Here is a 24,562-nt window from a genome sequence, read left to right on the forward strand (position 1 = left end):
CCCTTCCTTACTCAGCACTGCTGCTGAAATCGAGATCTTGGCCTGGCTGAAGGGAGACGATCGCCTTCTTCCAGTCATTACGCTTGCCCAGACCACGTGCGGTACGCTTGGTTTTACCCAGAACGTTAACAGTCGACACGTTTTCAACTTTTACGTTGAACAGGCCTTCGACAGCTTTCTTGATTTCCAGCTTGGTTGCGTCAGTAGCAACCTTGAATACGAACTGGCCTTTTTTCTCAGCCAGAACGGTAGCCTTCTCGGAAACGTGCGGGCCAAGGAGGACTTTGAATACGCGTTCCTGGTTCATCCCAGCAGCTCCTCGAATTTCTTCACGGCCGAGACAGTGATCAACACTTTCTCGTATGCGATCAGACTGACCGGGTCGGAACCTTGAACGTCACGTACATCGACGTGCGGCAGGTTACGAGCAGCCAGGTACAGGTTCTGATCAACAGCGTCCGAAACGATCAGAACATCGCTCAGACCCATGCCGTTCAGCTTGTTCAGCAGATCTTTGGTTTTCGGTGCTTCAACAGCGAAGTCCTGAACCACGACCAGACGGTCGCTACGCACCAGCTCAGCGAGGATGGAGCGCAGAGCTGCGCGGTACATCTTCTTGTTGAGCTTCTGCGAGTGATCCTGAGGACGAGCTGCGAAGGTTACACCACCGCCACGCCAGATCGGACCACGAGTGGTACCAGCACGAGCACGGCCAGTACCCTTCTGACGCCATGGGCGCTTACCGCCACCAGCCACGTCGGAACGGGTCTTTTGCTGCTTGGTGCCCTGACGGCCGCCGGCCATATAGGCCACGACTGCTTGGTGTACCAGCGTCTCGTTGAATTCGCCACCGAAAGTCAGTTCGGAAACTTCGATCGCCTGAGCGTCATTTACATTAAGTTGCATGTCAGTTTCCCCTTAACCGCGAGCCTTGACAGCCGGACGTACAACCACGTCGCCGCCAGTAGCGCCAGGAACGGCACCCTTGACCAGCAGCAGGTTGCGCTCAGCGTCTACGCGAACTACTTCCAGGGACTGAACAGTCACGCGCTCGGCGCCCATGTGACCGGACATTTTCTTGCCCTTGAACACACGACCAGGAGTCTGGCACTGGCCGATGGAGCCTGGGACACGGTGCGACACGGAGTTACCGTGGGTGTTGTCCTGGCCACGGAAGTTCCAGCGCTTGATGGTACCGGCAAAGCCTTTACCTTTGGACTGACCAGTAACGTCTACCAGCTGGCCTGCAGTGAAGAGTTCAGCTTTGATCGAGTCGCCAGCCTGGAACTCGCCTTCTTCAAGGCGGAACTCCCAGACACCGCGACCAGCGGCAACGTTGGCCTTGGCGAAGTGACCTGCCTGAGCGGCAGTCACACGCGAAGCACGACGCTCGCCGACAGTGACTTGCACTGCACGGTAGCCATCGGTTTCTTCAGTTTTGAACTGGGTGACGCGATTCGGCTCGATCTCAATGACCGTGACCGGAATGGAGACACCTTCTTCGGTGAAAATGCGGGTCATACCGCACTTGCGACCGACTACACCAATAGTCATGTTGTAAACCTCATGAGTGTACGGGGCTTTCACCCGCTATGGCCGCCCATTTCAGAGCGTTACACGACAAGACCGAAGTCTTAGCCGAGGCTGATCTGCACTTCCACACCTGCCGCCAGATCAAGCTTCATCAGCGCGTCAACGGTTTTATCCGTCGGCTGGACGATGTCCAGAACACGCTTATGAGTGCGGATCTCGTACTGGTCACGCGCGTCTTTGTTGACGTGCGGGGAGACCAGAACGGTGAAACGCTCTTTGCGGGTAGGCAGTGGAATTGGACCACGCACTTGTGCACCAGTACGTTTCGCGGTTTCCACGATTTCCTGGGTGGATTGGTCGATCAGGCGATGGTCGAAAGCCTTCAACCTGATTCGGATTTGCTGATTTTGCATTGGATTTCAGACTCCAGGCTGTTCCCAACGGACGCACTACGCCCGCTAAAAGGAGGCGTGATTCTATAGACGCCCCTATTTAGTGTCAACCCAATAAAAAAAACCCCCGCTGAGCGGGGGTTTTTTTCAATCGGTCGAGTGATTACTCGATGATTTTGGCTACGACGCCGGCGCCGACGGTACGACCGCCTTCACGGATAGCGAAGCGCAGACCGTCTTCCATTGCGATGGTCTTGATCAGGGTAACAGTCATCTGAATGTTGTCACCTGGCATTACCATTTCAACGCCTTCCGGCAGTTCGCAGTTACCGGTCACGTCAGTGGTACGGAAGTAGAACTGAGGACGGTAGCCTTTGAAGAACGGAGTGTGACGACCGCCTTCTTCCTTCGACAGAACGTAGACTTCTGCGGTGAACTTGGTGTGCGGCTTGACCGAACCTGGCTTGACCAGAACCTGGCCACGCTCAACGTCGTCACGCTTGGTACCACGCAGCAGAACACCGCAGTTCTCGCCAGCACGACCTTCGTCCAGCAGCTTGCGGAACATCTCAACACCGGTGCAGGTGGTGGTGGTGGTGTCACGCAGACCAACGATTTCCAGCGGATCCTGAACGCGGACGATACCACGCTCGATACGACCGGTAACAACGGTACCACGACCCGAGATCGAGAATACGTCTTCGATCGGCATCAGGAACGGCTGGTCGATGGCACGAACTGGCTCAGGAATGTAGCTGTCCAGAGTCTCTACCAGCTTCTTGACAGCGGTAGTGCCCATTTCGTTGTCGTCTTTGCCTTCCAGGGCCATACGAGCGGAACCGATGATGATCGGAGTGTCGTCGCCTGGGAAGTCGTAGGTGGACAGCAGGTCGCGAACTTCCATCTCGACCAGTTCCAGCAGCTCAGCGTCGTCTACCAGGTCAGCCTTGTTCAGGAAGACCACGATGTACGGAACGCCAACCTGACGGGACAGCAGGATGTGCTCACGGGTTTGTGGCATCGGACCATCGGCGGCCGAGCAAACCAGGATCGCGCCGTCCATCTGGGCAGCACCGGTGATCATGTTCTTCACGTAGTCAGCGTGACCTGGGCAGTCAACGTGAGCGTAGTGACGAATGGTCGAGTTGTACTCAACGTGAGCGGTGTTGATGGTGATACCGCGCGCTTTTTCTTCCGGAGCCGAGTCGATCTTGTCGAACTCAACGATTGCCGAGCCGAAAACTTCGGAGCAAACGCGAGTCAGAGCTGCGGTCAGAGTGGTCTTACCGTGGTCAACGTGGCCGATGGTGCCAACGTTAACGTGCGGAAGGGAACGATCAAATTTTTCTTTAGCCACGACAGTGAACCTCTTGCCTAAAGGGGATTAGCCTTGTTTTTTAACGAGTGCTTCGACGATGTTCGACGGAGCTTCGGCGTATTTGGAGAATTCCATGGAGTAGCTTGCGCGACCCTGAGACATGGAACGAACGTCGGTCGCATAACCGAACATTTCTCCGAGCGGTACTTCAGCACGGACGACGCGGCCGGAGACCGACTCATCCATACCCTGGACCAGACCACGACGACGGTTCAGGTCACCCATCACGTCACCCAGGTAGTCTTCCGGGGTTACAACTTCGACCTTCATGATCGGCTCGAGGACCACGCCACCGCCCTTCTGGGCCAGCTGCTTGGTTGCCATCGAAGCAGCGATCTTGAACGCCATTTCGTTGGAGTCGACGTCGTGGTACGAACCGTCGAATACCGTGGCCTTCAGGCCGATCAGAGGATAACCGGCAACGACGCCGTTTTTCATCTGCTCTTCGATACCCTTCTGGATCGGGGCGATGAATTCCTTAGGAATCACACCACCAACGACTTCGTTGGAGAACACCAGACCTTCGGTGATGTTGCCTTTCTCGTCCTGATCTGGCTCCGAGAAACGGATCCAGCAGTGACCGAACTGACCACGACCACCCGACTGACGAACGAACTTGCCTTCGATCTCAACGCCGGACTTGGTGATCTTCTCGCGGTACGAAACCTGCGGCTTACCGATGTTGGCTTCGACGTTGAACTCGCGCTTCATGCGGTCAACGAGGATGTCCAGGTGCAGCTCACCCATGCCCGAGATGATGGTCTGGCCAGTCTCTTCGTCGGTCTTGACGCGGAACGACGGGTCTTCCTGGGCCAGCTTGCCCAGAGCAATACCCATCTTCTCCTGGTCAGCCTTGGTTTTCGGCTCGACGGAGAGCGAAATAACCGGCTCAGGGAAGTCCATACGCTCAAGAATGATTGGCTTGTCGGCGTTGCACAGGGTTTCGCCCGTGGTCACGTCCTTCATGCCGATCAGTGCCGCGATGTCGCCAGCGCGCACTTCCTTGATCTCTTCACGCTGGTTGGCGTGCATCTGCACCATACGACCAACGCGCTCTTTCTTGCCCTTGACCGAGTTGATGACCGAGTCACCGGAGCTCAGAACGCCGGAGTAGACGCGAACGAAGGTCAGAGTACCAACGAACGGGTCGGTCGCGATCTTGAACGCCAGAGCAGAGAACGGCTCGTTGTCGTCGGCGTGACGCTCGTCTTTACGAACAGCCGGATCGTCTTTGTCCAGGTCCTTGTCGTCCGGGTTGATACCCTGGATTGCAGGGATCTCGGTCGGAGCAGGCAGGTAGTCGATGACGGCGTCGAGAACCAGGGGAACGCCCTTGTTCTTGAACGACGAACCGCAGACAGCCGGTACGATTTCGCTGGCCAGGGTGCGCGCGCGCAGACCGGCTTTGATCTCTTCGACGGTCAGCTCTTCGCCTTCCAGGTACTTGTTCATCAGCTCTTCGCTGGACTCGGCAGCGGCTTCAACCATGTTGGAGCGCCACTCTTGAGCCAGCTCCAGCATATCGGCAGGAATTTCTTCCTCGCGATAAGTGGTGCCTTTGTCGTCGTCGTTCCAGTAGATAGCCTTCATCTTGATCAGGTCGACCTGACCCTGGAAGTTATCTTCCGAACCGATGGCCAGCTGAACAGGAACCGGGGTGTGACCCAGACGGTTCTTGATCTGACCTACGACGCGCAGGAAGTTTGCACCGGCACGGTCCATCTTGTTCACGTAAACAACACGTGGAACGCCGTACTTGTTGGCCTGACGCCATACGGTTTCGGACTGAGGCTCAACGCCGGAGGTACCGCAGAACACAACGACCGCGCCGTCGAGTACACGCAGCGAACGCTCTACTTCAATGGTGAAGTCAACGTGGCCAGGGGTATCGATGACGTTTACACGGTAGTTGTCGTACTGACCAACGGAACCCTTCCAGAAGGTGGTAACGGCAGCGGAGGTAATGGTGATACCGCGCTCCTGCTCCTGCACCATCCAGTCGGTGGTCGCGGCGCCGTCGTGCACCTCGCCCATCTTGTGGCTCAGACCTGTGTAGAACAGGATCCGCTCGGTAGTGGTAGTCTTGCCCGCGTCAACGTGGGCACAGATACCGATGTTACGGTAGCGGTTAATTGCTGTAGTACGAGCCATAAAGCCCTCGCAAAAATGTTGATGCTTGAATTAGAAGCGGTAGTGCGAGAACGCTTTGTTGGCTTCAGCCATACGGTGCACGTCTTCACGCTTCTTGACTGCAGCACCCTTGCCTTCGGCAGCATCCAGCAGCTCGCCAGCAAGGCGCAGAGCCATCGACTTCTCGCCGCGCTTGCGGGCGTAGTCTACGAGCCAGCGCATTGCCAGAGCGTTACGACGGGATGGACGAACTTCAACCGGAACCTGGTAAGTGGCACCGCCGACACGACGGGACTTTACTTCGACCAGCGGAGCGATGGCGTCGAGAGCTTTCTCGAAGATTTCCAGGGGGTCGCTGTTCTTGCGTGCTTTGACGGTATCCAGGGCACCGTAAACGATGCGCTCGGCTACGGCCTTCTTGCCGCTTTCCATCACGTGGTTCATGAACTTGGCGAGGATCTGGGATCCGTACTTCGGATCGTCAAGGATCTCACGTTTTGCTGCTACACGACGTCTTGGCATGATAAGCCCTCAAACGGTCTTCAGGTTAGCCCGGGACGTGGGTCTTCGACCCCTGCCCGACCTTACTCTTATCGACTCAAAAAAATGGATGTCTGCAAACGGCCGATTACTTCGGACGCTTGGTACCGTACTTCGAACGACCCTGGTTACGGCCTTTGACGCCCGAAGTATCCAGAGAGCCGCGAACGGTGTGGTAACGAACACCTGGCAAGTCTTTTACACGGCCGCCACGGATCAGGACGACGCTGTGCTCTTGCAGGTTGTGGCCTTCACCGCCGATGTACGAGGAAACCTCGAAACCGTTGGTCAGACGCACACGGCATACTTTACGCAGTGCCGAGTTAGGTTTTTTCGGCGTGGTGGTGTACACGCGGGTGCACACGCCACGACGTTGCGGGCAGTTCTGCAGCGCAGGAACGTCGGACTTTTCGACCGAACGCTTACGCGGCTGACGTACCAGCTGGTTGATAGTTGCCATCTACTAGCTCCACTGATTGTCTTGCGACTCTATTGTCTTGCAAGAAAGCCAAAAATTGGCGAGACGGAGCCTCACCAAATTTAAGGGTACAAAAGTCTAAAGAGGATCTTGCACCCAGTCAAGACAAGGCCCCGGCCCTCCCCGCCCGATCATCGGCAACATTTCATGTCTCCGATGACCGTTCGGGGCTTGCCGGGGCCCTGCCCTGTACTTAGTTACCGCTGGAATTCAGCGCTTCGGTCAGTGCGGCTTCCACCTCACTGGCACTTACGCGCAGCGGTTTGTCGGCTTCACGGCGACGCTTACGCTCGCTGTGGTAGGCCAGACCGGTACCGGCCGGGATCAGACGACCCACGACCACGTTCTCTTTCAGGCCGCGCAGGTAATCGCGCTTGCCGGTTACGGCCGCTTCGGTCAGCACGCGGGTGGTTTCCTGGAAGGAAGCCGCGGAGATGAACGACTCGGTCGAAAGCGACGCCTTGGTGATACCCAGCAACACACGGGTGAACTTCGAGACGAACTTGTCATCGGCGGCGAGACGCTCGTTCTCGACCAGCACCTGAGTCAGTTCCATCTGGTCGCCCTTGATGAAGCTGGAATCGCCCGACTCGGAGATCTCGACCTTACGCAGCATCTGACGCAGGATGGTCTCGATGTGCTTGTCGTTGATCTTAACGCCTTGCAGACGGTAAACGTCCTGGATCTCGTTGACGATGTATTTCGCCAGCGCGCTCACACCCAGCAGACGCAGGATGTCGTGCGGATCGCTCGGGCCGTCGGAGATAACTTCACCGCGGTTTACCTGTTCGCCTTCGAAGACGTTCAGGTGACGCCACTTCGGAATCAGCTCTTCGTACGGATCGCTACCGTCGGTCGGGGTAATGACCAGGCGACGCTTGCCTTTGGTCTCCTTGCCGAATGCGATGGTGCCGCTGACTTCAGCCAGAATCGAGGCTTCTTTCGGACGACGCGCTTCGAACAGGTCGGCAACACGCGGCAGACCACCGGTGATGTCACGGGTCTTCGACGTTTCTTGCGGGATACGCGCAATAACGTCACCAACGCCGATCTGCGCACCGTCAGCAACACCAACCAAGGCGTTCGCTGGCAGGAAGTACTGTGCAGGTACGTCGGTACCTGGCAGGTACAGATCCTTGCCATTGGCGTCGACCATCTTGATTGCCGGACGGATTTCCTTGCCTGCGGCAGGGCGATCCTTGACGTCCAGCACTTCAATGTTGGTCAGGCCGGTCAGCTCGTCGGTCTGGCGCTTGATGGTGATGTTTTCTTCCATGCCCACGAAGGTCACGGTACCTTTCAGCTCGGTAACGATCGGGTGGGTGTGCGGATCCCACTTGGCGACGATGGCGCCAGCTTCGACCTTGTCACCTTCCTTGACCGAAATCACCGCACCGTAAGGCAGCTTGTAACGCTCGCGCTCACGGCCGAATTCATCGGCAATGGCCAGCTCACCGGAACGCGATACGGCAACCAGGTTGCCATCGGCACGCTCGACCTGCTTCAGGTTGTGCAGACGCACCATACCGCCGTTCTTCACCTGGACGCTGTCGGCAGCCGAAGTCCGGCTTGCAGCACCACCGATGTGGAACGTACGCATGGTCAGCTGGGTACCAGGCTCACCGATCGACTGGGCAGCGATAACGCCGACAGCTTCACCGATGTTCACCTGATGACCGCGGGCCAGGTCACGACCGTAGCACTTGGCACAGATACCGTAGCGGGTTTCGCAGTTGATCGGCGAACGTACGACAACTTCGTCGATGCTGTTCAGCTCGATGAACTCGACCCACTGCTCGTCGACCAGGGTACCGGCAGGAACGATGACGTCCTCGGTGCCTGGCTTGAACACGTCACGGGCGATGACACGGCCCAGTACACGCTCACCCAACGGCTCCACGACGTCACCGCCTTCGATGTGCGGAGTCATCAGCAGGCCGTGGTCGGTACCGCAATCGATCTCGGTTACAACCAGGTCTTGCGCAACGTCCACCAGACGACGGGTCAGGTAACCGGAGTTCGCAGTCTTCAATGCGGTATCCGCCAGACCTTTACGAGCACCGTGAGTCGAGATGAAGTACTGGAGTACGCTCAGACCTTCACGGAAGTTCGCAGTGATCGGCGTCTCGATGATCGAGCCGTCCGGCTTGGCCATCAGGCCACGCATACCGGCCAGCTGACGGATCTGTGCTGCGGAACCCCGCGCACCGGAGTCAGCCATCATGTACATCGAGTTGAAGGACTCTTGCTCGACTTCTTTGCCCTCGCGGTCAATGACCTTCTCTTTCGAGAGGTTGGCCATCATCGCCTTGGACACTTCGTCGTTCGCCTTGGACCACAAGTCGATGACCTTGTTGTACTTCTCGCCCTGGGTTACCAGGCCGGAGGCGTACTGGCTCTCGATTTCCTTCACTTCATCAGTGGCGCTGCCAATGATGCGTGCTTTTTCATCAGGGATGACGAAGTCATTCACACCGATGGAAACGCCGGAAATGGTCGAGTAGGCGAAACCGGTGTACATCAACTGGTCGGCGAAGATAACGGTCTCTTTCAGACCAACCACGCGGTAGCACTGGTTGATCAGCTTGGAGATCGCCTTTTTCTTCATCGGCTGGTTGACCACATCGTACGGCAGGCCTGCCGGTACAACCTGGAACAGCAGTGCACGGCCGACAGTGGTGTCGACGATGCGGGTGTTCTTGGTGATGCTGCCATCACGGTCTTTCACGGTCTCGTTGATACGGACCTTGATTTTCGCGTGCAGAGCGGCTTCGCCGGCGCGGAATACACGATCGACTTCCTGCAGGTCGGCGAACACGCGACCTTCGCCCTTGGCATTGATGGCTTCACGGGTCATGTAGTACAGACCCAGTACAACGTCCTGCGACGGAACGATGATTGGCTCACCGTTGGCTGGCGACAGAATGTTGTTGGTCGACATCATCAGCGCGCGCGCTTCAAGCTGTGCTTCCAGGGTCAGAGGCACGTGAACGGCCATCTGGTCACCGTCGAAGTCGGCGTTGTACGCAGCACAGACCAGTGGGTGCAGCTGAATGGCCTTGCCTTCGATGAGCACAGGCTCGAACGCCTGGATACCCAGACGGTGAAGGGTCGGTGCACGGTTCAGCAGTACGGGGTGTTCGCGAATCACCTCAGCGAGAACGTCCCATACCTCTGGCAGCTCGCGCTCGACCATCTTCTTGGCAGCCTTGATGGTGGTCGCCAGACCACGCATTTCCAGCTTGCCGAAAATGAACGGCTTGAACAGCTCGAGGGCCATCTTCTTCGGCAGACCGCACTGATGCAGACGCAGGGTCGGGCCTACGGTAATTACCGAACGGCCGGAGTAGTCCACACGCTTGCCGAGCAAGTTCTGACGGAAACGACCTTGCTTACCTTTGATCATGTCGGCCAGGGACTTCAGCGGACGCTTGTTCGAGCCAGTGATGGCGCGACCGCGACGGCCGTTGTCCAGCAGGGCGTCTACCGCTTCCTGCAGCATGCGCTTTTCGTTGCGCACGATGATGTCCGGCGCCGACAGATCGAGCAGGCGCTTCAGACGGTTGTTACGGTTGATCACCCGACGATACAGGTCGTTCAGGTCGGAGGTCGCGAAGCGGCCGCCATCCAGCGGAACCAGCGGACGCAGGTCCGGCGGCAGTACTGGCAGAACGGTCAGGACCATCCACTCAGGCAGGTTGCCCGAGCCCTGGAAAGCTTCCATCAGCTTCAGGCGCTTGGACAGCTTCTTGATCTTGGTTTCCGAGTTGGTCTGCGGAATCTCTTCGCGCAGGCGACCGATCTCGTGCTCCAGGTCGATAGCGTGCAGCAGCTCGCGGACAGCCTCGGCACCCATGCGGGCGTCGAAATCGTCACCGAACTCTTCCAGCGCTTCGAAGTACTGCTCGTCGTTCAGCAGCTGACCCTTCTCGAGGGTAGTCATGCCTGGGTCGATGACGACGTAGCTCTCGAAATAGAGAACGCGCTCGATGTCACGCAGGGTCATGTCCATCAGCAGGCCGATACGGGACGGCAGCGACTTCAGGAACCAGATATGGGCAACCGGCGAGGCCAGCTCGATGTGCGCCATGCGCTCACGACGAACCTTGGCCAAGGCAACTTCAACGCCGCACTTCTCGCAGATCACACCGCGGTGCTTGAGGCGCTTGTACTTGCCGCACAGGCACTCGTAGTCCTTGACCGGGCCAAAGATCTTGGCGCAGAAAAGGCCGTCACGCTCAGGTTTGAACGTACGGTAGTTGATGGTTTCCGGCTTCTTAACTTCACCGAACGACCACGAACGGATCATTTCAGGCGACGCCAGACCGATGCGGATGGCGTCGAACTCTTCGACTTGACCCTGGTTTTTCAGCAAATTCAGTAGGTCTTTCAAGGCCTTTCCTCCTGGCGGAGCAGGAAGCGGGCTGTACCAGCCCCACTCCCCTTCGCGTCACGTGTTATTCGGTTTCCAGATCGATATCGATACCGAGCGAACGGATCTCTTTGATCAACACGTTGAAGGACTCGGGCATGCCCGGCTCCATACGGTGATCGCCATCCACGATGTTCTTGTACATCTTGGTACGGCCGTTCACGTCGTCCGACTTCACTGTGAGCATTTCTTGCAGGGTGTATGCCGCGCCGTATGCTTCCAGCGCCCACACTTCCATCTCCCCGAAACGCTGACCACCGAACTGCGCCTTACCACCCAGCGGCTGCTGGGTAACCAGGCTGTAGGAACCAGTGGAACGCGCGTGCATCTTGTCGTCCACCAAGTGGTTCAGCTTGAGCATGTACATGTAACCAACGGTCACAGGACGCTCGAACTTGTTGCCGGTGCGACCGTCGAACAGCACCATCTGGCCGCTCTCTGGCAGGTCAGCCAGCTTCAGCATGGCCTTGATCTCGCGCTCCTTGGCACCGTCGAAGACCGGAGTAGCCATAGGCACGCCTTTCTTCAGGTTGTGCGCCAGGGCGAGGATCTCTTCGTCGGTGAACTCTTCCAGGTTCTCCTGACGACCACCGATCTCGTTGTAGATCTCGGTGAGGAAGCCACGCAGCTCAGCGGCTTTGCGCTGTTCTTCGATCATGCGGTCGATCTTCTCGCCCAGACCTTTGGCCGCGAGGCCCAGGTGGGTTTCAAGGATCTGACCGACGTTCATACGCGAAGGTACGCCCAGCGGGTTCAGTACGACGTCGACCGGAGTACCGTTGGCATCGTGCGGCATGTCTTCTACCGGCATGATGACCGAGACCACACCTTTGTTACCGTGACGACCAGCCATCTTGTCACCCGGCTGGATGCGACGGCGGATGGCCAGGTAAACCTTGACGATCTTCAGTACGCCCGGTGCCAGGTCATCGCCCTGCTGCAGCTTGCGCTTCTTGTCTTCGAACTTGTCGTCCAGCAGGCGACGGCGATCTACGATGTACTGCTGAGCCTTTTCCAGCTGCTCGTTCAGTGCATCTTCAGCCATGCGCAGCTTGAACCACTGGCCGTGCTCCAGACCGTCCAGCACTTCGTCAGTGATCACGGTGCCTTTCTTCAGGCCCGCGCCACCGTCGACCACTTGGCCGTTCAGGGCAGAACGCAAACGCTCGAAGGTTGCACCTTCGACGATACGGAACTCTTCGTTGAGGTCCTTGCGAATCTCGTCCAGCTGCATCTTCTCGATGGCCAGTGCGCGGCTGTCGCGCTCTACGCCATCACGGGTGAAGACTTGTACGTCGATGACGGTACCCTTGGTGCCAGTCGGCACGCGCAGGGAGGTATCCTTAACGTCGCTGGCCTTCTCACCGAAGATCGCGCGCAGCAGTTTTTCTTCCGGAGTCAGCTGGGTTTCGCCTTTTGGCGTGACCTTGCCGACCAGGATGTCGCCAGCGCCGACTTCAGCACCTACGTAGACGATACCGGCTTCGTCCAGCTTGTTCAGCGCAGCTTCACCCACGTTCGGGATGTCCGCAGTGATTTCCTCTGGGCCAAGCTTGGTGTCACGCGCCACACAGGTGAGTTCCTGAATGTGGATTGTGGTGAAGCGGTCTTCCTGAACCACACGCTCGGACAGGCAGATGGAGTCTTCGAAGTTGAAGCCGTTCCACGCCATGAACGCGATGCGCATGTTCTGACCCAGCGCCAGTTCACCCATGTCGGTGGACGGGCCGTCGGCCATGATGTCGCCGCGCGCAACCTTGTCACCTTTGCTAACCAGCGGACGCTGGTTGATGCAGGTGTTCTGGTTGGAGCGGGTGTACTTGGTCAGGTTGTAGATATCTACACCTGCTTCACCGGTCTCGACTTCGTCGTCAGCTACGCGAACGACGATACGGCTGGCGTCGACGGAGTCGATCACACCACCGCGACGAGCAACCACGCAGACACCGGAGTCACGGGCAACGTTGCGCTCCATGCCGGTACCGACCAGCGGCTTGTCAGCACGCAGGGTTGGTACAGCCTGACGCTGCATGTTCGAACCCATGAGGGCACGGTTGGCGTCGTCGTGCTCGAGGAACGGAATCAGCGAGGCAGCAACGGAAACAACCTGCTTCGGCGATACGTCCATCAGGGTGACGTCTTCCGGCGCCTTGACGGTGAATTCGTTCAGGTGACGAACGGCCACCAGTTCGTCGATCAGTTGCTTCTTGTCGTTCATCGCGGCCGAAGCCTGGGCGATGACGTGATCAGCTTCTTCGATCGCCGACAGGAACACGATGTCATCGCTGACCACGCCTTCCTTCACCACGCGGTACGGGCTTTCCAGGAAGCCGTACTGGTTGGTGCGGGCATAGGCCGCCAGAGAGTTGATCAGACCGATGTTCGGACCTTCAGGGGTCTCGATCGGGCACACGCGGCCGTAGTGGGTCGGGTGTACGTCACGGACTTCGAAGCCAGCGCGCTCACGGGTCAGACCGCCCGGGCCGAGTGCGGAAACACGGCGCTTGTGGGTGATCTCGGAGAGCGGGTTGTTCTGGTCCATGAACTGCGAAAGCTGGCTGGAACCGAAGAACTCTTTCACCGCCGCCGCAACCGGCTTGGCGTTGATCAGGTCCTGCGGCATCAGGCCTTCGCTTTCAGCCATCGACAGGCGTTCCTTGACCGCGCGCTCGACGCGCACCAGGCCAACACGGAACTGGTTCTCGGCCATCTCGCCGACGCAACGTACGCGACGGTTACCGAGGTGGTCGATGTCGTCGACAATGCCTTTACCGTTACGGATATCGACCAGGGTCTTGAGAACCTCGACGATGTCTTCCTTGCTCAGCACGCCCGAACCTTCGATCTCGGTACGACCGATACGACGGTTGAACTTCATGCGGCCTACGGCCGACAGGTCGTAACGCTCAGCGCTGAAGAACAGGTTGTTGAACAGGGTCTCGGCAGCATCCTTGGTTGGCGGCTCGCCTGGGCGCATCATGCGATAGATCTCGACCAGCGCTTCCAGTTGGTTGCTGGTGGTGTCGATCTTCAGGGTGTCCGAGATGAACGGACCGCAGTCGATGTCGTTGGTGTACAGCGTCTCGATGCGAACGACCTGAGCCTTGGCGATCTTGATCAGCAGCTCGGTGGTCAGCTCGGTGTTGCACTCGGCGATGATCTCGCCGGTGGCCGGATGCACGATGGCCTTGGCGGTGGTGCGGCCCAGGACGTATTCCATCGGAACGTCCAGCTGGTTCACACCGGCCTTCTCGAGCTGGTTGACGTGGCGCGCGGTAATACGGCGGCCCTGCTCAACGATGACCTTGCCGGTTTCGTCATGGATGTCCATGACCGCAACTTCACCACGCAGACGCTGAGGCACCAGTTCCAGGCTGAGTTTCTCGCCGGAAATATGGAACACGTTGGTGGTGTAGAAGGTGTTCAGAACCTCTTCGGTGCTGTAACCCAAGGCGCGCAGCAGTACCGAGGCCGGCAGTTTGCGACGACGGTCGATACGGACGAACACGCAGTCTTTCGGGTCGAACTCGAAGTCCAACCAGGAGCCGCGGTACGGAATGATGCGAGCGGAGTACAGCAGCTTGCCGGAGCTGTGCGTCTTGCCACGGTCGTGGTCGAAGAACACACCAGGCGAACGGTGCAGCTGGGAAACGATCACACGCTCGGTACCGTTGATAACGAAGGTACCGTTCTCAGTCATCAGGGGGATTTCACCCATGTAGACTTCTTGCTCTTTGATGTCCTTGATCGCTTTGTTCGACGATTCCTTGTCGAAGATGATCAGGCGCACCTTGACCCGCAGCGGGACCGCGAAGGTCACGCCACGCAGGACACATTCCTTCACATCGAAGGCGGGTTCGCCCAGGCGATAGCCTACGTACTCCAGGGCAGCATTGCCGGAGTAGCTGATGATCGGAAATACCGATTTGAAGGCCGCGTGCAGGCCGACGTCGCGGAACTGATCCTTGGATGCTCCCGCTTGCAGGAATTCGCGATACGAATCCAGCTGGATGGCCAGGAGGTAAGGCACATCCATGACGTCCGGCAACTTGCTAAAGTCCTTGCGGATACGTTTTTTCTCAGTGTATGAGTAAGCCATCAGCGTTCCCCAGCTTGGTCACCTGCTTGTTTGGCTTCTCCCGGCGGGAGCAGCCAGAAAATCGTGCAAACCCCTTGGTTTGCGCCACCCACATGGGTGTCTTGCAGCTTGTTATCGGGGCCGACCTGATCGGCCACCAATAACGGAAAAAGGCCGGTGGCATAAGCCACCAGCCATCAGCCTTTGCTCAACGCTCCGGCTGGAGTCGCAAAGTCGAGATTACTTCAGCTCGACTTTAGCGCCTGCTTCTTCCAGCTTCTTCTTAGCGTCTTCAGCGGCTTCTTTCGAAACGCCTTCAGCTACGACCTGAGGAGCGCCATCGACTTTCTCTTTGGCTTCTTTCAGGCCCAGACCGGTCAGCTCGCGAACGGCTTTGATCACGTTCACTTTCTTGTCGCCGGCTTCAACCAGAACAACGTTGAACTCGGTCTGCTCTTCAACAACGGCAGCAGCAGCAGCTGGGCCAGCAGCGGCAACAGCAGCGGTAACGCCGAAGGTTTCTTCCATAGCTTTGATCAGCTCAACAACTTCCAGAACGGTTTTCTGGCCGATTGCTTCGATGATTTGCTCGTTAGTCAGGGACATGACTTAAATCCTGTATTGGGGTGACAGCCTACGCAGCCATCAAATTAAACATATGATTTTGAAAGAGGTTACGCGGCCTTAGGCAGCAGCAGCTTCTTTCTGGTCGCGAACGGCCGCCAGAGTACGAGCCAGCTTGCTGGTAGCGCCTTGAATAACGCTCATCAGACGTGCGATAGCTTCGTCACGGGTCGGCAAGGTAGCCAGTACATCGATCTGGTTGGCGGCAATGAAATTGCCGTCAAACGCAGCTGCCTTGATCTCGAACTTGTCCTGACCCTTGGCGAACTCTTTGAACAGACGAGCAGCAGCGCCCGGGTGTTCGTTGGAGAAAGCAATCAGGGTCGGGCCTTTGAACGCGTCGTTGAGGATCGAATACTCGGTGCCTTCAACTGCGCGCTTGAGCAGGGTGTTACGTACGACACGTACGTATACGCCAGCTTCGCGGGCCTCTTTACGGAGTCCGGTCATTGCGCTTACAGTCACACCACGGGCATCGGCCACGACAGCGGACAGAGCGACTTTGGCAGCCTCGTTGACTTCAGCGACGATGGCTTTCTTGTCTTCGAGTTTAATTGCCACGGGTTTACTCCTGGTTTTTACCGTTTCATCTGGCCGAAGCCGGATGTCGTTTTGGTGTCTGATTCGGTAACGAATCGGGAGCACCATCTGCGTAGGCTTGAGGTTTAAGGCTTGCGCCGCCTACGGTCTTGGATAGCCCCCGCCAGGCAGGGACCCCAATTTTGCTGATGGCGCGACGGATCGCGCCATCATTGCCTTACGCGTTCAGCGAGCTCTGATCGATGACCAGACCTGGGCCCATAGTGGTGCTCAGGGTAACGCGCTTGACGTAGATACCTTTCGAAGAAGCCGGCTTGATACGCTTCAAATCAGCGATCAGGGCCTCAACGTTTTCCTTCAGCTTGCCAGCTTCGAAGCCGACCTTGCCAACGGAGGTGTGGATGATACCGTTTTTGTCGGTGCGATAGCGAACCTGACCGGCCTTGGCGTTTTTCACAGCCGTGGCAACATCAGGAGTCACAGTACCGACTTTCGGGTTAGGCATCAGGCCGCGAGGACCCAGAACCTGACCCAGCTGACCCACAACGCGCATGGCATCTGGCGATGCGATGACTACGTCATAGTTCAGGTCGCCGCCTTTCATTTCGGCAGCCAGATCGTCCATACCTACACGGTCAGCGCCGGCAGCCAGAGCGGCCTCAGCAGCTGGACCCTGGGTGAAGACAGCAACGCGTACGGTCTTGCCAGTGCCGTGTGGCAGCACAGTAGCGCTACGTACGACCTGGTCGGATTTACGCGGGTCAACACCGAGGTTGACAGCAACGTCGAAAGATTCGCTGAACTTCACGGTGGACAGTTCAGCCAGCAGCGCAGCTGCGTCTTCGAAGTTGTAAACTTTGCCAGCTTCGATTTTCGAAGCAATAGCCTTTTGGCGCTTGGTCAGCTTAGCCATTACACACCCTCCACGTTCAGGCCCATGCTGCGGGCAGAGCCAGCGATGGTGCGTACAGCAGCGTCCAGGTCAGCAGCGGTCAGATCAGCCTGTTTAGCTTTGGCGATATCTTCCAGCTGAGCACGGGTCACGGTACCGACTTTGACGGTGTTCGGGCGAGCCGAACCACTGGTCAGGCCAGCAGCTTTCTTCAGCAGAACCGAGGCAGGGGTGCTCTTGGTTTCGAAAGTGAAGCTACGGTCACTGTAAACAGTGATGATCACAGGAGTCGGCAGGCCGGCTTCTTGACCCTGAGTACGGGCGTTGAAGGCCTTGCAGAATTCCATGATGTTCACACCGTGCTGGCCCAGTGCTGGACCAACGGGTGGGCTTGGGTTGGCCTGGCCGGCCTTAACTTGCAGCTTGATGTAAGCCTGAATCTTCTTAGCCATGAGCTACTCCAATATCGGGTACGAACGCCAGATGGCTCCCCGGATGACTTGCGTTTTATCCCAGTGACGACAAAACCCCGCAGCACACAGGGCTGCGGGGTATGGGATGCTTCGTCCGCCTAGACCTTTTCGACCTGGCTGAACTCGAGCTCTACCGGAGTAGAGCGACCGAAAATGAGCACCGCCACCTGGAGGCGACTCTTTTCGTAGTTAACCTCTTCGACGTTACCATTGAAGTCAGCGAACGGACCGTCAATGACTCGAACCACTTCACCGGGCTCGAACAACGTCTTCGGCTTCGGCTTGTCACTACCATCGGCAACGCGACGCAGGATAGCCTCAGCTTCTTTATCAGTGATCGGTGCAGGCTTATCTGCAGTGCCACCAATAAAGCCCATCACACGAGGGGTGTCCTTGACCAAGTGCCAAGTCCCTTCGTTCATCTCCATCTGGACCAGAACATAGCCAGGGAAGAATTTACGCTCACTTTTGCGCTTCTGGCCGTTGCGCATTTCGACGACTTCTTCGGTCGGGACCAGGATCTCGCCGAAACCGTCTTCCATGCCTGCCAGCTTGACGCGCTCTATCAGGGAGCGCATAACATGCTTCTCGTAACCCGAGTAAGCATGCACAACATACCAACGCTTAGCCACGGGACACCTTTAGCCAACGATCAGGGAGACCGCCCAGCCGAGCAGGGAATCAAGACCCCACAGCAGCAGTGCCATAACCAGCACGACAGCCACGACAATCAGCGTGGTCTGGGTGGTTTCCTGGCGGGTCGGCCACACGACTTTACGGATCTCAGTACGAGCTTCCTTCGCAAGCGCAAAGAACGACTTACCCTTCGCAGTCTGCAGAGCTACAAAGCCTGCAACAGCAGCCAGGGCGAGAAGCGCAAGAACGCGGTACAGGATTGGGGAGGTGGAGTAATACTGATTACCCACTACACCAACAACCACCAAAGCCACTACAGCCAGCCACTTGAACAGATCAAAACGCGATTCTTGGGCTTCAGTTTTGGGAGTCATCGGGGAGGATCCTGTAAGAAGAAAGCCAATCACACTGAGGTGAATGGCAGGTCAGGAGGGAATCGAACCCCCAACCTACGGTTTTGGAGACCGTCGCTCTGCCAATTGAGCTACTGACCTGTAACGCTGTATCAGGCCGGCCATTATACCGGCCTGATCAAGTAAATCAACTACTTATTCGATAATTTTTGCTACGACGCCGGCGCCGACGGTACGACCGCCTTCACGGATAGCGAAGCGCAGACCGTCTTCCATTGCGATGGTCTTGATCAGGGTAACAGTCATCTGAATGTTGTCACCTGGCATTACCATTTCAACGCCTTCCGGCAGTTCGCAGTTACCGGTCACGTCAGTGGTACGGAAGTAGAACTGAGGACGGTAGCCTTTGAAGAACGGAGTGTGACGGCCGCCTTCTTCCTTCGACAGAACGTAGACTTCTGCGGTGAACTTGGTGTGCGGCTTGACCGAACCTGGCTTGACCAGAACCTGGCCACGCTCAACGTCATCACGCTTGGTACCGCGCAGCAGAACGCCACAGTTCTCGCCAGCACGACCTTCGTCCAGCAGCTTGCGGAACATCTCAACACCGGTGCAGGTGGTGGTGGTGGTGTCACGCAGACCAACGATTTCCAGCGGATCCTGAACGCGGACGATACCACGCTCGATACGACCGGTAACAACGGTACCACGACCCGAGATCGAGAATACGTCTTCGATCGGCATCAGGAACGGCTGGTCGATGGCACGAACTGGCTCAGGAATGTAGCTGTCCAGAGTTTCTACCAGCTTCTTGACAGCGGTAGTGCCCATTTCGTTGTCGTCTTTGCCTTCCAGGGCCATACGAGCAGAACCGATGATGATCGGAGTGTCGTCGCCTGGGAAGTCGTAGGTGGACAGCAGGTCGCGAACTTCCATCTCGACCAGTTCCAGCAGCTCGGCGTCGTCTACCAGGTCCGCCTTGTTCAGGAAGACCACGATGTACGGAACGCCAACCTGACGGGACAGCAGGATGTGCTCACGGGTTTGTGGCATCGGACCATCGGCGGCCGAGCAAACCAGGATCGCGCCGTCCATCTGGGCAGCACCGGTGATCATGTTCTTCACGTAGTCAGCGTGACCTGGGCAGTCAACGTGAGCGTAGTGACGAATGGTCGAGTTGTACTCAACGTGAGCGGTGTTGATGGTGATACCGCGCGCTTTTTCTTCCGGAGCCGAGTCGATCTTGTCGAACTCAACGATTGCCGAACCGAAAACTTCGGAGCAAACGCGAGTCAGAGCTGCGGTCAGAGTGGTCTTACCGTGGTCAACGTGGCCGATAGTGCCGACGTTAACGTGGGGAAGGGAACGATCAAACTTTTCCTTAGCCATCGATACAATCCTCCGCAGAAGAAATAGTCTTACACTGATAAAACAAAGGCAGATATTTTCATATCTGCCTTGTTTATATGGAGCTCTTGAGCGGACTTGAACCGCTGACCTCACCCTTACCAAGGGTGTGCTCTACCAACTGAGCTACAAGAGCGAAACACATTGTGCAAAACCCAGCAAACTTGGAGCGGGTAGCGGGAATCGAACCCGCATCATCAGCTTGGAAGGCTGAGGTTCTACCACTAAACTATACCCGCGGAGCTTGCGGCTCTCGCTAAAACTGGTGGAGGGAGAAGGATTCGAACCTTCGAAGCTCTCGCAACGGATTTACAGTCCGTCCCCTTTGACCGCTCGGGAATCCCTCCAGATGTGGCCGGCATTCTATTTGTCTGCCGCCCTAGTGTCAAGCTTATTTTCAAATTTTTTCAATCAAATCTGAAGCTTAGCAACTTTGACACTGCCTCCAGCTCTACCACCTCAGTGGTGTTCCCTGTGAAGCGGGCGCCATTCTATCAAGCTATTCGCCAGTTGCAATACCCTGGCAGAAAATAATTTTATGTTTTAAGTCTTTGAAATCGTTGGAAAGAGTGGCGAGGACCGTTTGATCCAGCAAACGCTCGCTTTCCGGGGAAATCTTGAGCCAGAGGCCATCAGCGCCGGGCAGCTGCCCAGATACCGGCAATGCACTGATATCCAAGCTCAACAAGCGCTGGCGCAGGGCATCGATTTGATCTCGCCCTGCCAGGCCGCCCACCACCAGACATTCGTCGCGGCGACGGGGCGGCGTGGCCACACCCGTTTCACGCAAGAGACGAATCTCCTGCTGATTGCCTTTGTACAACGAGAGCGGGGCGACATCCTTGGCTTTTAGCGGGGCTTCCTGTTGGTGCCAGACGTAATAGAAGACGTTGAGCACCAGCAATAGCAGAAACAACCAACGCATAAACACCTCAGCTCAAAGGGCAGGCCATTGCCAAGCCAACGAATACCAAGTCGGGAACCACGCGCGCCTGCGGTACTGCTTCACGCACCAATGGTGCATCCCCCCCAGTGAGGAATACAGTAAAGTCCTCCCCCCACAGCGAGCGTGCTTGCTCCAGCTGCGTACGAGCAAAGCCCTGCAGCATCAACACGCAGCCACGCTCGACCGCCTCGACGGTCGAGCGCCCAGGAGCAAGGCTGGTCAAGGCACGCTCCGCAGATGCGTCGTCGTAGCGGATGCGTCGAGTGTGCGTGCGCAACTGGCTGCGCATCAGTGGCATACCTGGGCAGATGTACCCCCCAAGATGCTCGCCATCAGCGCCAATGAAGTCGGCCTTGGCAGCTGTACCCAGGTCGATCACCAAGCACGCACCCTTGGCCAAGTGGAAAGCGCCCAACGCCGCGAGCCAGCGATCCATGCCCAGGCGCTGGAAATCTTCATATCCATTGCGCACCCCGGCCATCTCACGAGCCGGTTCCGCGACACGCGGCAACACAGAAAACGCCTGAGCGATCAGCGTACAGAGCGCTGCCGTTTCTTCCTCGCTGCGCACACTGACGATACGACAACCCGACAAACGCAGCGAAGCCAAAGTACCGACCTCGGCCACAAGCGCCTGATCCGAATCCACAATGCCGCCACCCACGATAGTAGCGTCGACAGCATGAATGACTCGCCATTTGATGAAGCTGTTACCGCAATCGAGCTCAAGAATCATCACGCAACCTCAAACTGAGCTCACCACCACTGAAGCTCTTCTCGACGCCATCGATCTCAAGGCGCAAGCCACCCTGCCCATCCACTCCAAGCACTACTCCATCGATCTGGGTACTGCCGGCAACAAGCGATACGTTACGCCCCTGCCATAGATGTGCTTGCTCCCATTCCTCCTGAAAAGCGGCAAAACCATAACGTCGGTGACGCGCCAGCTCGTGCTGCAGTTGCTGGCTGAGCATTGCCACCAGGCGATTACGATCGATGGGAGAGCCAACCTCACGCCGTATGGATGTCCACTGCTGATCGACCTGGACGTTTACCTGCATGTTCACATTGACGCCAATGCCAAGAACAACGTGACAGACGTCCGCCGGATCACCGACCAACTCAAGCAGGATGCCGGCGATTTTCTGCCCACGCACAAGAACATCATTAGGCCACTTGAGCCCAACTTCCTTAACACCGAAGCCTTCCAAGGTGCGCATTACCGCCAAGCCGACCACCAGACTCAGCCCTTCGAGCTGTCGCATGCCGCCTTCGACACGTAACACCAGGCTGTAGTAAAGGTTTTCCGCGAAAGGACTTACCCACTGACGACCGCGACGGCCACGCCCAGCGCTCTGTCGCTCGGCAAGCACCAGAAAGGGAGCTGCCAGCCCCTCCCCCACGAGCCGCAACCCTTCAGCGTTAGTCGAGCCGATGGTTTCGTGGATGAACATTGGCCATTGCTCACCACCAGCAAATTCGGCAATTGCCTTTGCTTCGAGCAAGGCCAAGGGCGCCGCTAGCTGATAGCCACGCCCACGAACCTTGTGAATGGTGAGATTCAGCTCACTCTCCAGATGCTGCAGCTGCTTCCAAACGGCGCTGCGGCTCACCCCGAGGGCTGCCCCCAAGGCTTCTCCGGAATGGAACCGGCCATCCTTGAGGAGATTCAACAACTTCAGCATGCCAGTCTCGACTTGGAATAAGGCTGGCATGATAGCTATGGGTAGTGGGCTTGCATAGGAAAAGGGCCGCCCGAAACGAGCCAAATACCGTGTATAAAGCCAGAAAAGACAAAACCCCTACCTGCTCGCGCAGATAGGGGTTTTGCGAAATGAATCTTGACGATGACCTACTCTCACATGGGGAAACCCCACACTACCATCGGCGATGCATCGTTTCACTACTGAGTTCGGGATGGGATCAGGTGGTTCCAATGCTCTATGGTCGTCAAGAAATTCTGTAGCCAGAATGTCTAGATGGACAGCCCAGCGAATTCGGATATGCGATAGTTGTGATGTTGCGAACTTTCGGTTCTTTCGTCTTCACCACCACAATCTGCAGAAGCAAATTGCTTGGGTGTTATATGGTCAAGCCTCACGGGCAATTAGTATTGGTTAGCTCAACGCCTCACAGCGCTTACACACCCAACCTATCAACGTCGTAGTCTTCGACGGCCCTTTAGGGGATTCAAGATCCCAGTGAGATCTCATCTTGAGGCAAGTTTCCCGCTTAGATGCTTTCAGCGGTTATCTCTTCCGAACATAGCTACCCGGCAATGCCACTGGCGTGACAACCGGAACACCAGAGGTTCGTCCACTCCGGTCCTCTCGTACTAGGAGCAGCCCCTCTCAAATCTCAAACGTCCACGGCAGATAGGGACCGAACTGTCTCACGACGTTCTAAACCCAGCTCGCGTACCACTTTAAATGGCGAACAGCCATACCCTTGGGACCGGCTTCAGCCCCAGGATGTGATGAGCCGACATCGAGGTGCCAAACACCGCCGTCGATATGAACTCTTGGGCGGTATCAGCCTGTTATCCCCGGAGTACCTTTTATCCGTTGAGCGATGGCCCTTCCATACAGAACCACCGGATCACTAAGACCTACTTTCGTACCTGCTCGACGTGTTTGTCTCGCAGTCAAGCGCGCTTTTGCCTTTATACTCTACGACCGATTTCCGACCGGTCTGAGCGCACCTTCGTACTCCTCCGTTACTCTTTGGGAGGAGACCGCCCCAGTCAAACTACCCACCATACACTGTCCTCGATCCGGATAACGGACCTGAGTTAGAACCTCAAAGTTGCCAGGGTGGTATTTCAAGGATGGCTCCATGAGAACTGGCGTCCCCACTTCAAAGCCTCCCACCTATCCTACACAAGCAAATTCAAAGTCCAGTGCAAAGCTATAGTAAAGGTTCACGGGGTCTTTCCGTCTAGCCGCGGATACACTGCATCTTCACAGCGATTTCAATTTCACTGAGTCTCGGGTGGAGACAGCGCCGCCATCGTTACGCCATTCGTGCAGGTCGGAACTTACCCGACAAGGAATTTCGCTACCTTAGGACCGTTATAGTTACGGCCGCCGTTTACCGGGGCTTCGATCAAGAGCTTCGCTTGCGCTAACCCCATCAATTAACCTTCCGGCACCGGGCAGGCGTCACACCCTATACGTCCACTTTCGTGTTTGCAGAGTGCTGTGTTTTTAATAAACAGTCGCAGCGGCCTGGTATCTTCGACCGGCATGAGCTTACGGAGCAAGTCCTTCACCCTCACCGGCGCACCTTCTCCCGAAGTTACGGTGCCATTTTGCCTAGTTCCTTCACCCGAGTTCTCTCAAGCGCCTTGGTATTCTCTACCTAACCACCTGTGTCGGTTTGGGGTACGGTTCCCAGTTATCTGAAGCTTAGGAGCTTTTCTTGGAAGCATGGCATCAACCACTTCGTCGCCTAAAGGCAACTCGTCATCAGCTCTCGGCTTTGAGATCCCGGATTTGCCTAAGATCTCAGCCTACCACCTTAAACTTGGACAACCAACGCCAAGCTGGCCTAGCCTTCTCCGTCCCTCCATCGCAATAACTGGAAGTACAGGAATATTAACCTGTTTTCCATCGACTACGCTTTTCAGCCTCGCCTTAGGGACCGACTAACCCTGCGTCGATTAACGTTGCGCAGGAAACCTTGGTCTTTCGGCGTGCGAGTTTTTCACTCGCATTGTCGTTACTCATGT

At 56.9% G+C, this 24,562-nt stretch carries 21 protein-coding genes, 4 tRNA genes and 2 rRNA genes (1 of these 27 only partly in view); all 27 read right to left on the reverse strand.

What is annotated here, in order from left to right; all coding sequences use genetic code 11:
- Nucleotides 1-7: 7 nt before the first annotated feature.
- Nucleotides 8-307: a 50S ribosomal protein L23 gene (gene rplW, locus JOE27_RS14255; protein ID WP_003255484.1), complete on the reverse strand. Its 300-nt coding sequence runs from the start codon at nucleotides 305-307 to the stop codon at nucleotides 8-10.
- Nucleotides 304-906 (reverse strand): 50S ribosomal protein L4, encoded by a 603-nt coding sequence (gene rplD / locus JOE27_RS14260; RefSeq protein ID WP_003255485.1) that lies wholly within the window; start codon nucleotides 904-906, stop codon nucleotides 304-306. The genes rplW and rplD overlap by 4 nt, the downstream gene beginning before the upstream one ends.
- Nucleotides 907-918: 12 nt before the next feature.
- A complete protein-coding gene (gene rplC / locus JOE27_RS14265) occupies nucleotides 919-1,554 on the reverse strand; it encodes a 50S ribosomal protein L3 (RefSeq protein ID WP_012316519.1) in 636 nt (211 codons plus the stop codon).
- 80 nt (nucleotides 1,555-1,634) lie between these two features.
- On the reverse strand, nucleotides 1,635-1,946 hold the full coding sequence (gene rpsJ, locus JOE27_RS14270) for a 30S ribosomal protein S10 (protein ID WP_003186070.1): 312 nt from the start codon (nucleotides 1,944-1,946) through the stop codon (nucleotides 1,635-1,637).
- A 142-nt stretch (nucleotides 1,947-2,088) separates the two neighbouring features.
- Entirely contained in the window at nucleotides 2,089-3,282 is a 1,194-nt protein-coding gene (gene tuf / locus JOE27_RS14275; RefSeq protein WP_003255489.1) for an elongation factor Tu, read from the reverse strand.
- A gap of 27 nt (nucleotides 3,283-3,309) precedes the next feature.
- Entirely contained in the window at nucleotides 3,310-5,454 is a 2,145-nt protein-coding gene (gene fusA, locus JOE27_RS14280) for an elongation factor G (protein ID WP_046788136.1), read from the reverse strand.
- 30 nt (nucleotides 5,455-5,484) lie between these two features.
- Nucleotides 5,485-5,955, reverse strand: a complete 471-nt coding sequence (gene rpsG, locus JOE27_RS14285) for a 30S ribosomal protein S7 (protein WP_003246741.1) — start codon at nucleotides 5,953-5,955, stop codon at nucleotides 5,485-5,487.
- 106 nt (nucleotides 5,956-6,061) lie between these two features.
- Nucleotides 6,062-6,433 carry a 30S ribosomal protein S12 gene (gene rpsL, locus JOE27_RS14290; protein ID WP_003255492.1) on the reverse strand — a complete coding sequence of 124 codons (372 nt, stop codon included), beginning with the start codon at nucleotides 6,431-6,433 and terminating at the stop codon, nucleotides 6,062-6,064.
- Between the two features lie 211 nt (nucleotides 6,434-6,644).
- Complete coding sequence (rpoC, locus tag JOE27_RS14295; protein ID WP_039601744.1) at nucleotides 6,645-10,844, reverse strand: DNA-directed RNA polymerase subunit beta'; 4,200 nt, start codon at nucleotides 10,842-10,844, stop codon at nucleotides 6,645-6,647.
- Nucleotides 10,845-10,908: 64 nt separating this feature from the next.
- Entirely contained in the window at nucleotides 10,909-14,982 is a 4,074-nt protein-coding gene (rpoB, locus tag JOE27_RS14300) for a DNA-directed RNA polymerase subunit beta (protein ID WP_012316522.1), read from the reverse strand.
- Complete coding sequence (locus tag JOE27_RS14305) at nucleotides 14,982-15,152, reverse strand: hypothetical protein (RefSeq protein WP_155294789.1); 171 nt, start codon at nucleotides 15,150-15,152, stop codon at nucleotides 14,982-14,984. Before JOE27_RS14305 ends, rpoB begins: the two co-directional genes overlap by 1 nt.
- Before the next feature lie 49 nt (nucleotides 15,153-15,201).
- Nucleotides 15,202-15,567 (reverse strand): 50S ribosomal protein L7/L12, encoded by a 366-nt coding sequence (gene rplL, locus JOE27_RS14310; protein WP_003255496.1) that lies wholly within the window; start codon nucleotides 15,565-15,567, stop codon nucleotides 15,202-15,204.
- 78 nt (nucleotides 15,568-15,645) lie between these two features.
- Nucleotides 15,646-16,146, reverse strand: a complete 501-nt coding sequence (rplJ, locus tag JOE27_RS14315) for a 50S ribosomal protein L10 (protein ID WP_012316523.1) — start codon at nucleotides 16,144-16,146, stop codon at nucleotides 15,646-15,648.
- A gap of 196 nt (nucleotides 16,147-16,342) precedes the next feature.
- Nucleotides 16,343-17,038, reverse strand: a complete 696-nt coding sequence (rplA, locus tag JOE27_RS14320) for a 50S ribosomal protein L1 (RefSeq protein ID WP_008089131.1) — start codon at nucleotides 17,036-17,038, stop codon at nucleotides 16,343-16,345.
- A complete protein-coding gene (rplK, locus tag JOE27_RS14325) occupies nucleotides 17,038-17,469 on the reverse strand; it encodes a 50S ribosomal protein L11 (protein WP_003255500.1) in 432 nt (143 codons plus the stop codon). Before rplK ends, rplA begins: the two co-directional genes overlap by 1 nt.
- Nucleotides 17,470-17,588: 119 nt before the next feature.
- Nucleotides 17,589-18,122 (reverse strand): transcription termination/antitermination protein NusG, encoded by a 534-nt coding sequence (gene nusG, locus JOE27_RS14330; RefSeq protein WP_012316525.1) that lies wholly within the window; start codon nucleotides 18,120-18,122, stop codon nucleotides 17,589-17,591.
- Nucleotides 18,123-18,131: 9 nt separating this feature from the next.
- Complete coding sequence (secE, locus tag JOE27_RS14335; protein WP_204919010.1) at nucleotides 18,132-18,500, reverse strand: preprotein translocase subunit SecE; 369 nt, start codon at nucleotides 18,498-18,500, stop codon at nucleotides 18,132-18,134.
- Nucleotides 18,501-18,544: 44 nt separating this feature from the next.
- Nucleotides 18,545-18,620: transfer RNA gene (locus JOE27_RS14340), tRNA-Trp, on the reverse strand.
- Nucleotides 18,621-18,674: 54 nt separating this feature from the next.
- Complete coding sequence (gene tuf, locus JOE27_RS14345; RefSeq protein WP_003255489.1) at nucleotides 18,675-19,868, reverse strand: elongation factor Tu; 1,194 nt, start codon at nucleotides 19,866-19,868, stop codon at nucleotides 18,675-18,677.
- A gap of 78 nt (nucleotides 19,869-19,946) precedes the next feature.
- A tRNA-Thr gene (locus tag JOE27_RS14350) sits at nucleotides 19,947-20,022 on the reverse strand.
- Between the two features lie 29 nt (nucleotides 20,023-20,051).
- Nucleotides 20,052-20,125: transfer RNA gene (locus tag JOE27_RS14355), tRNA-Gly, on the reverse strand.
- Nucleotides 20,126-20,149: 24 nt separating this feature from the next.
- A tRNA-Tyr gene (locus JOE27_RS14360) sits at nucleotides 20,150-20,233 on the reverse strand.
- Between the two features lie 152 nt (nucleotides 20,234-20,385).
- Nucleotides 20,386-20,811 (reverse strand): hypothetical protein, encoded by a 426-nt coding sequence (locus tag JOE27_RS14365; protein ID WP_046788138.1) that lies wholly within the window; start codon nucleotides 20,809-20,811, stop codon nucleotides 20,386-20,388.
- Between the two features lie 7 nt (nucleotides 20,812-20,818).
- Entirely contained in the window at nucleotides 20,819-21,568 is a 750-nt protein-coding gene (locus JOE27_RS14370) for a pantothenate kinase (RefSeq protein WP_115273747.1), read from the reverse strand.
- On the reverse strand, nucleotides 21,558-22,517 hold the full coding sequence (gene birA, locus JOE27_RS14375; protein ID WP_115273746.1) for a bifunctional biotin--[acetyl-CoA-carboxylase] ligase/biotin operon repressor BirA: 960 nt from the start codon (nucleotides 22,515-22,517) through the stop codon (nucleotides 21,558-21,560). The genes JOE27_RS14370 and birA overlap by 11 nt, the downstream gene beginning before the upstream one ends.
- A 154-nt stretch (nucleotides 22,518-22,671) precedes the next feature.
- A 5S ribosomal RNA gene (gene rrf, locus JOE27_RS14380) occupies nucleotides 22,672-22,787 on the reverse strand.
- Between the two features lie 131 nt (nucleotides 22,788-22,918).
- Nucleotides 22,919-24,562, reverse strand: a 23S ribosomal RNA gene (locus JOE27_RS14385) (it continues 1,248 nt past the right edge of the window).

Origin of the sequence: Pseudomonas sp. M5, from assembly GCF_016907075.1 — a bacterium.
In the GTDB taxonomy this organism is placed as follows: Bacteria; Pseudomonadota; Gammaproteobacteria; order Pseudomonadales; family Pseudomonadaceae; genus Aquipseudomonas; species Aquipseudomonas putida_E.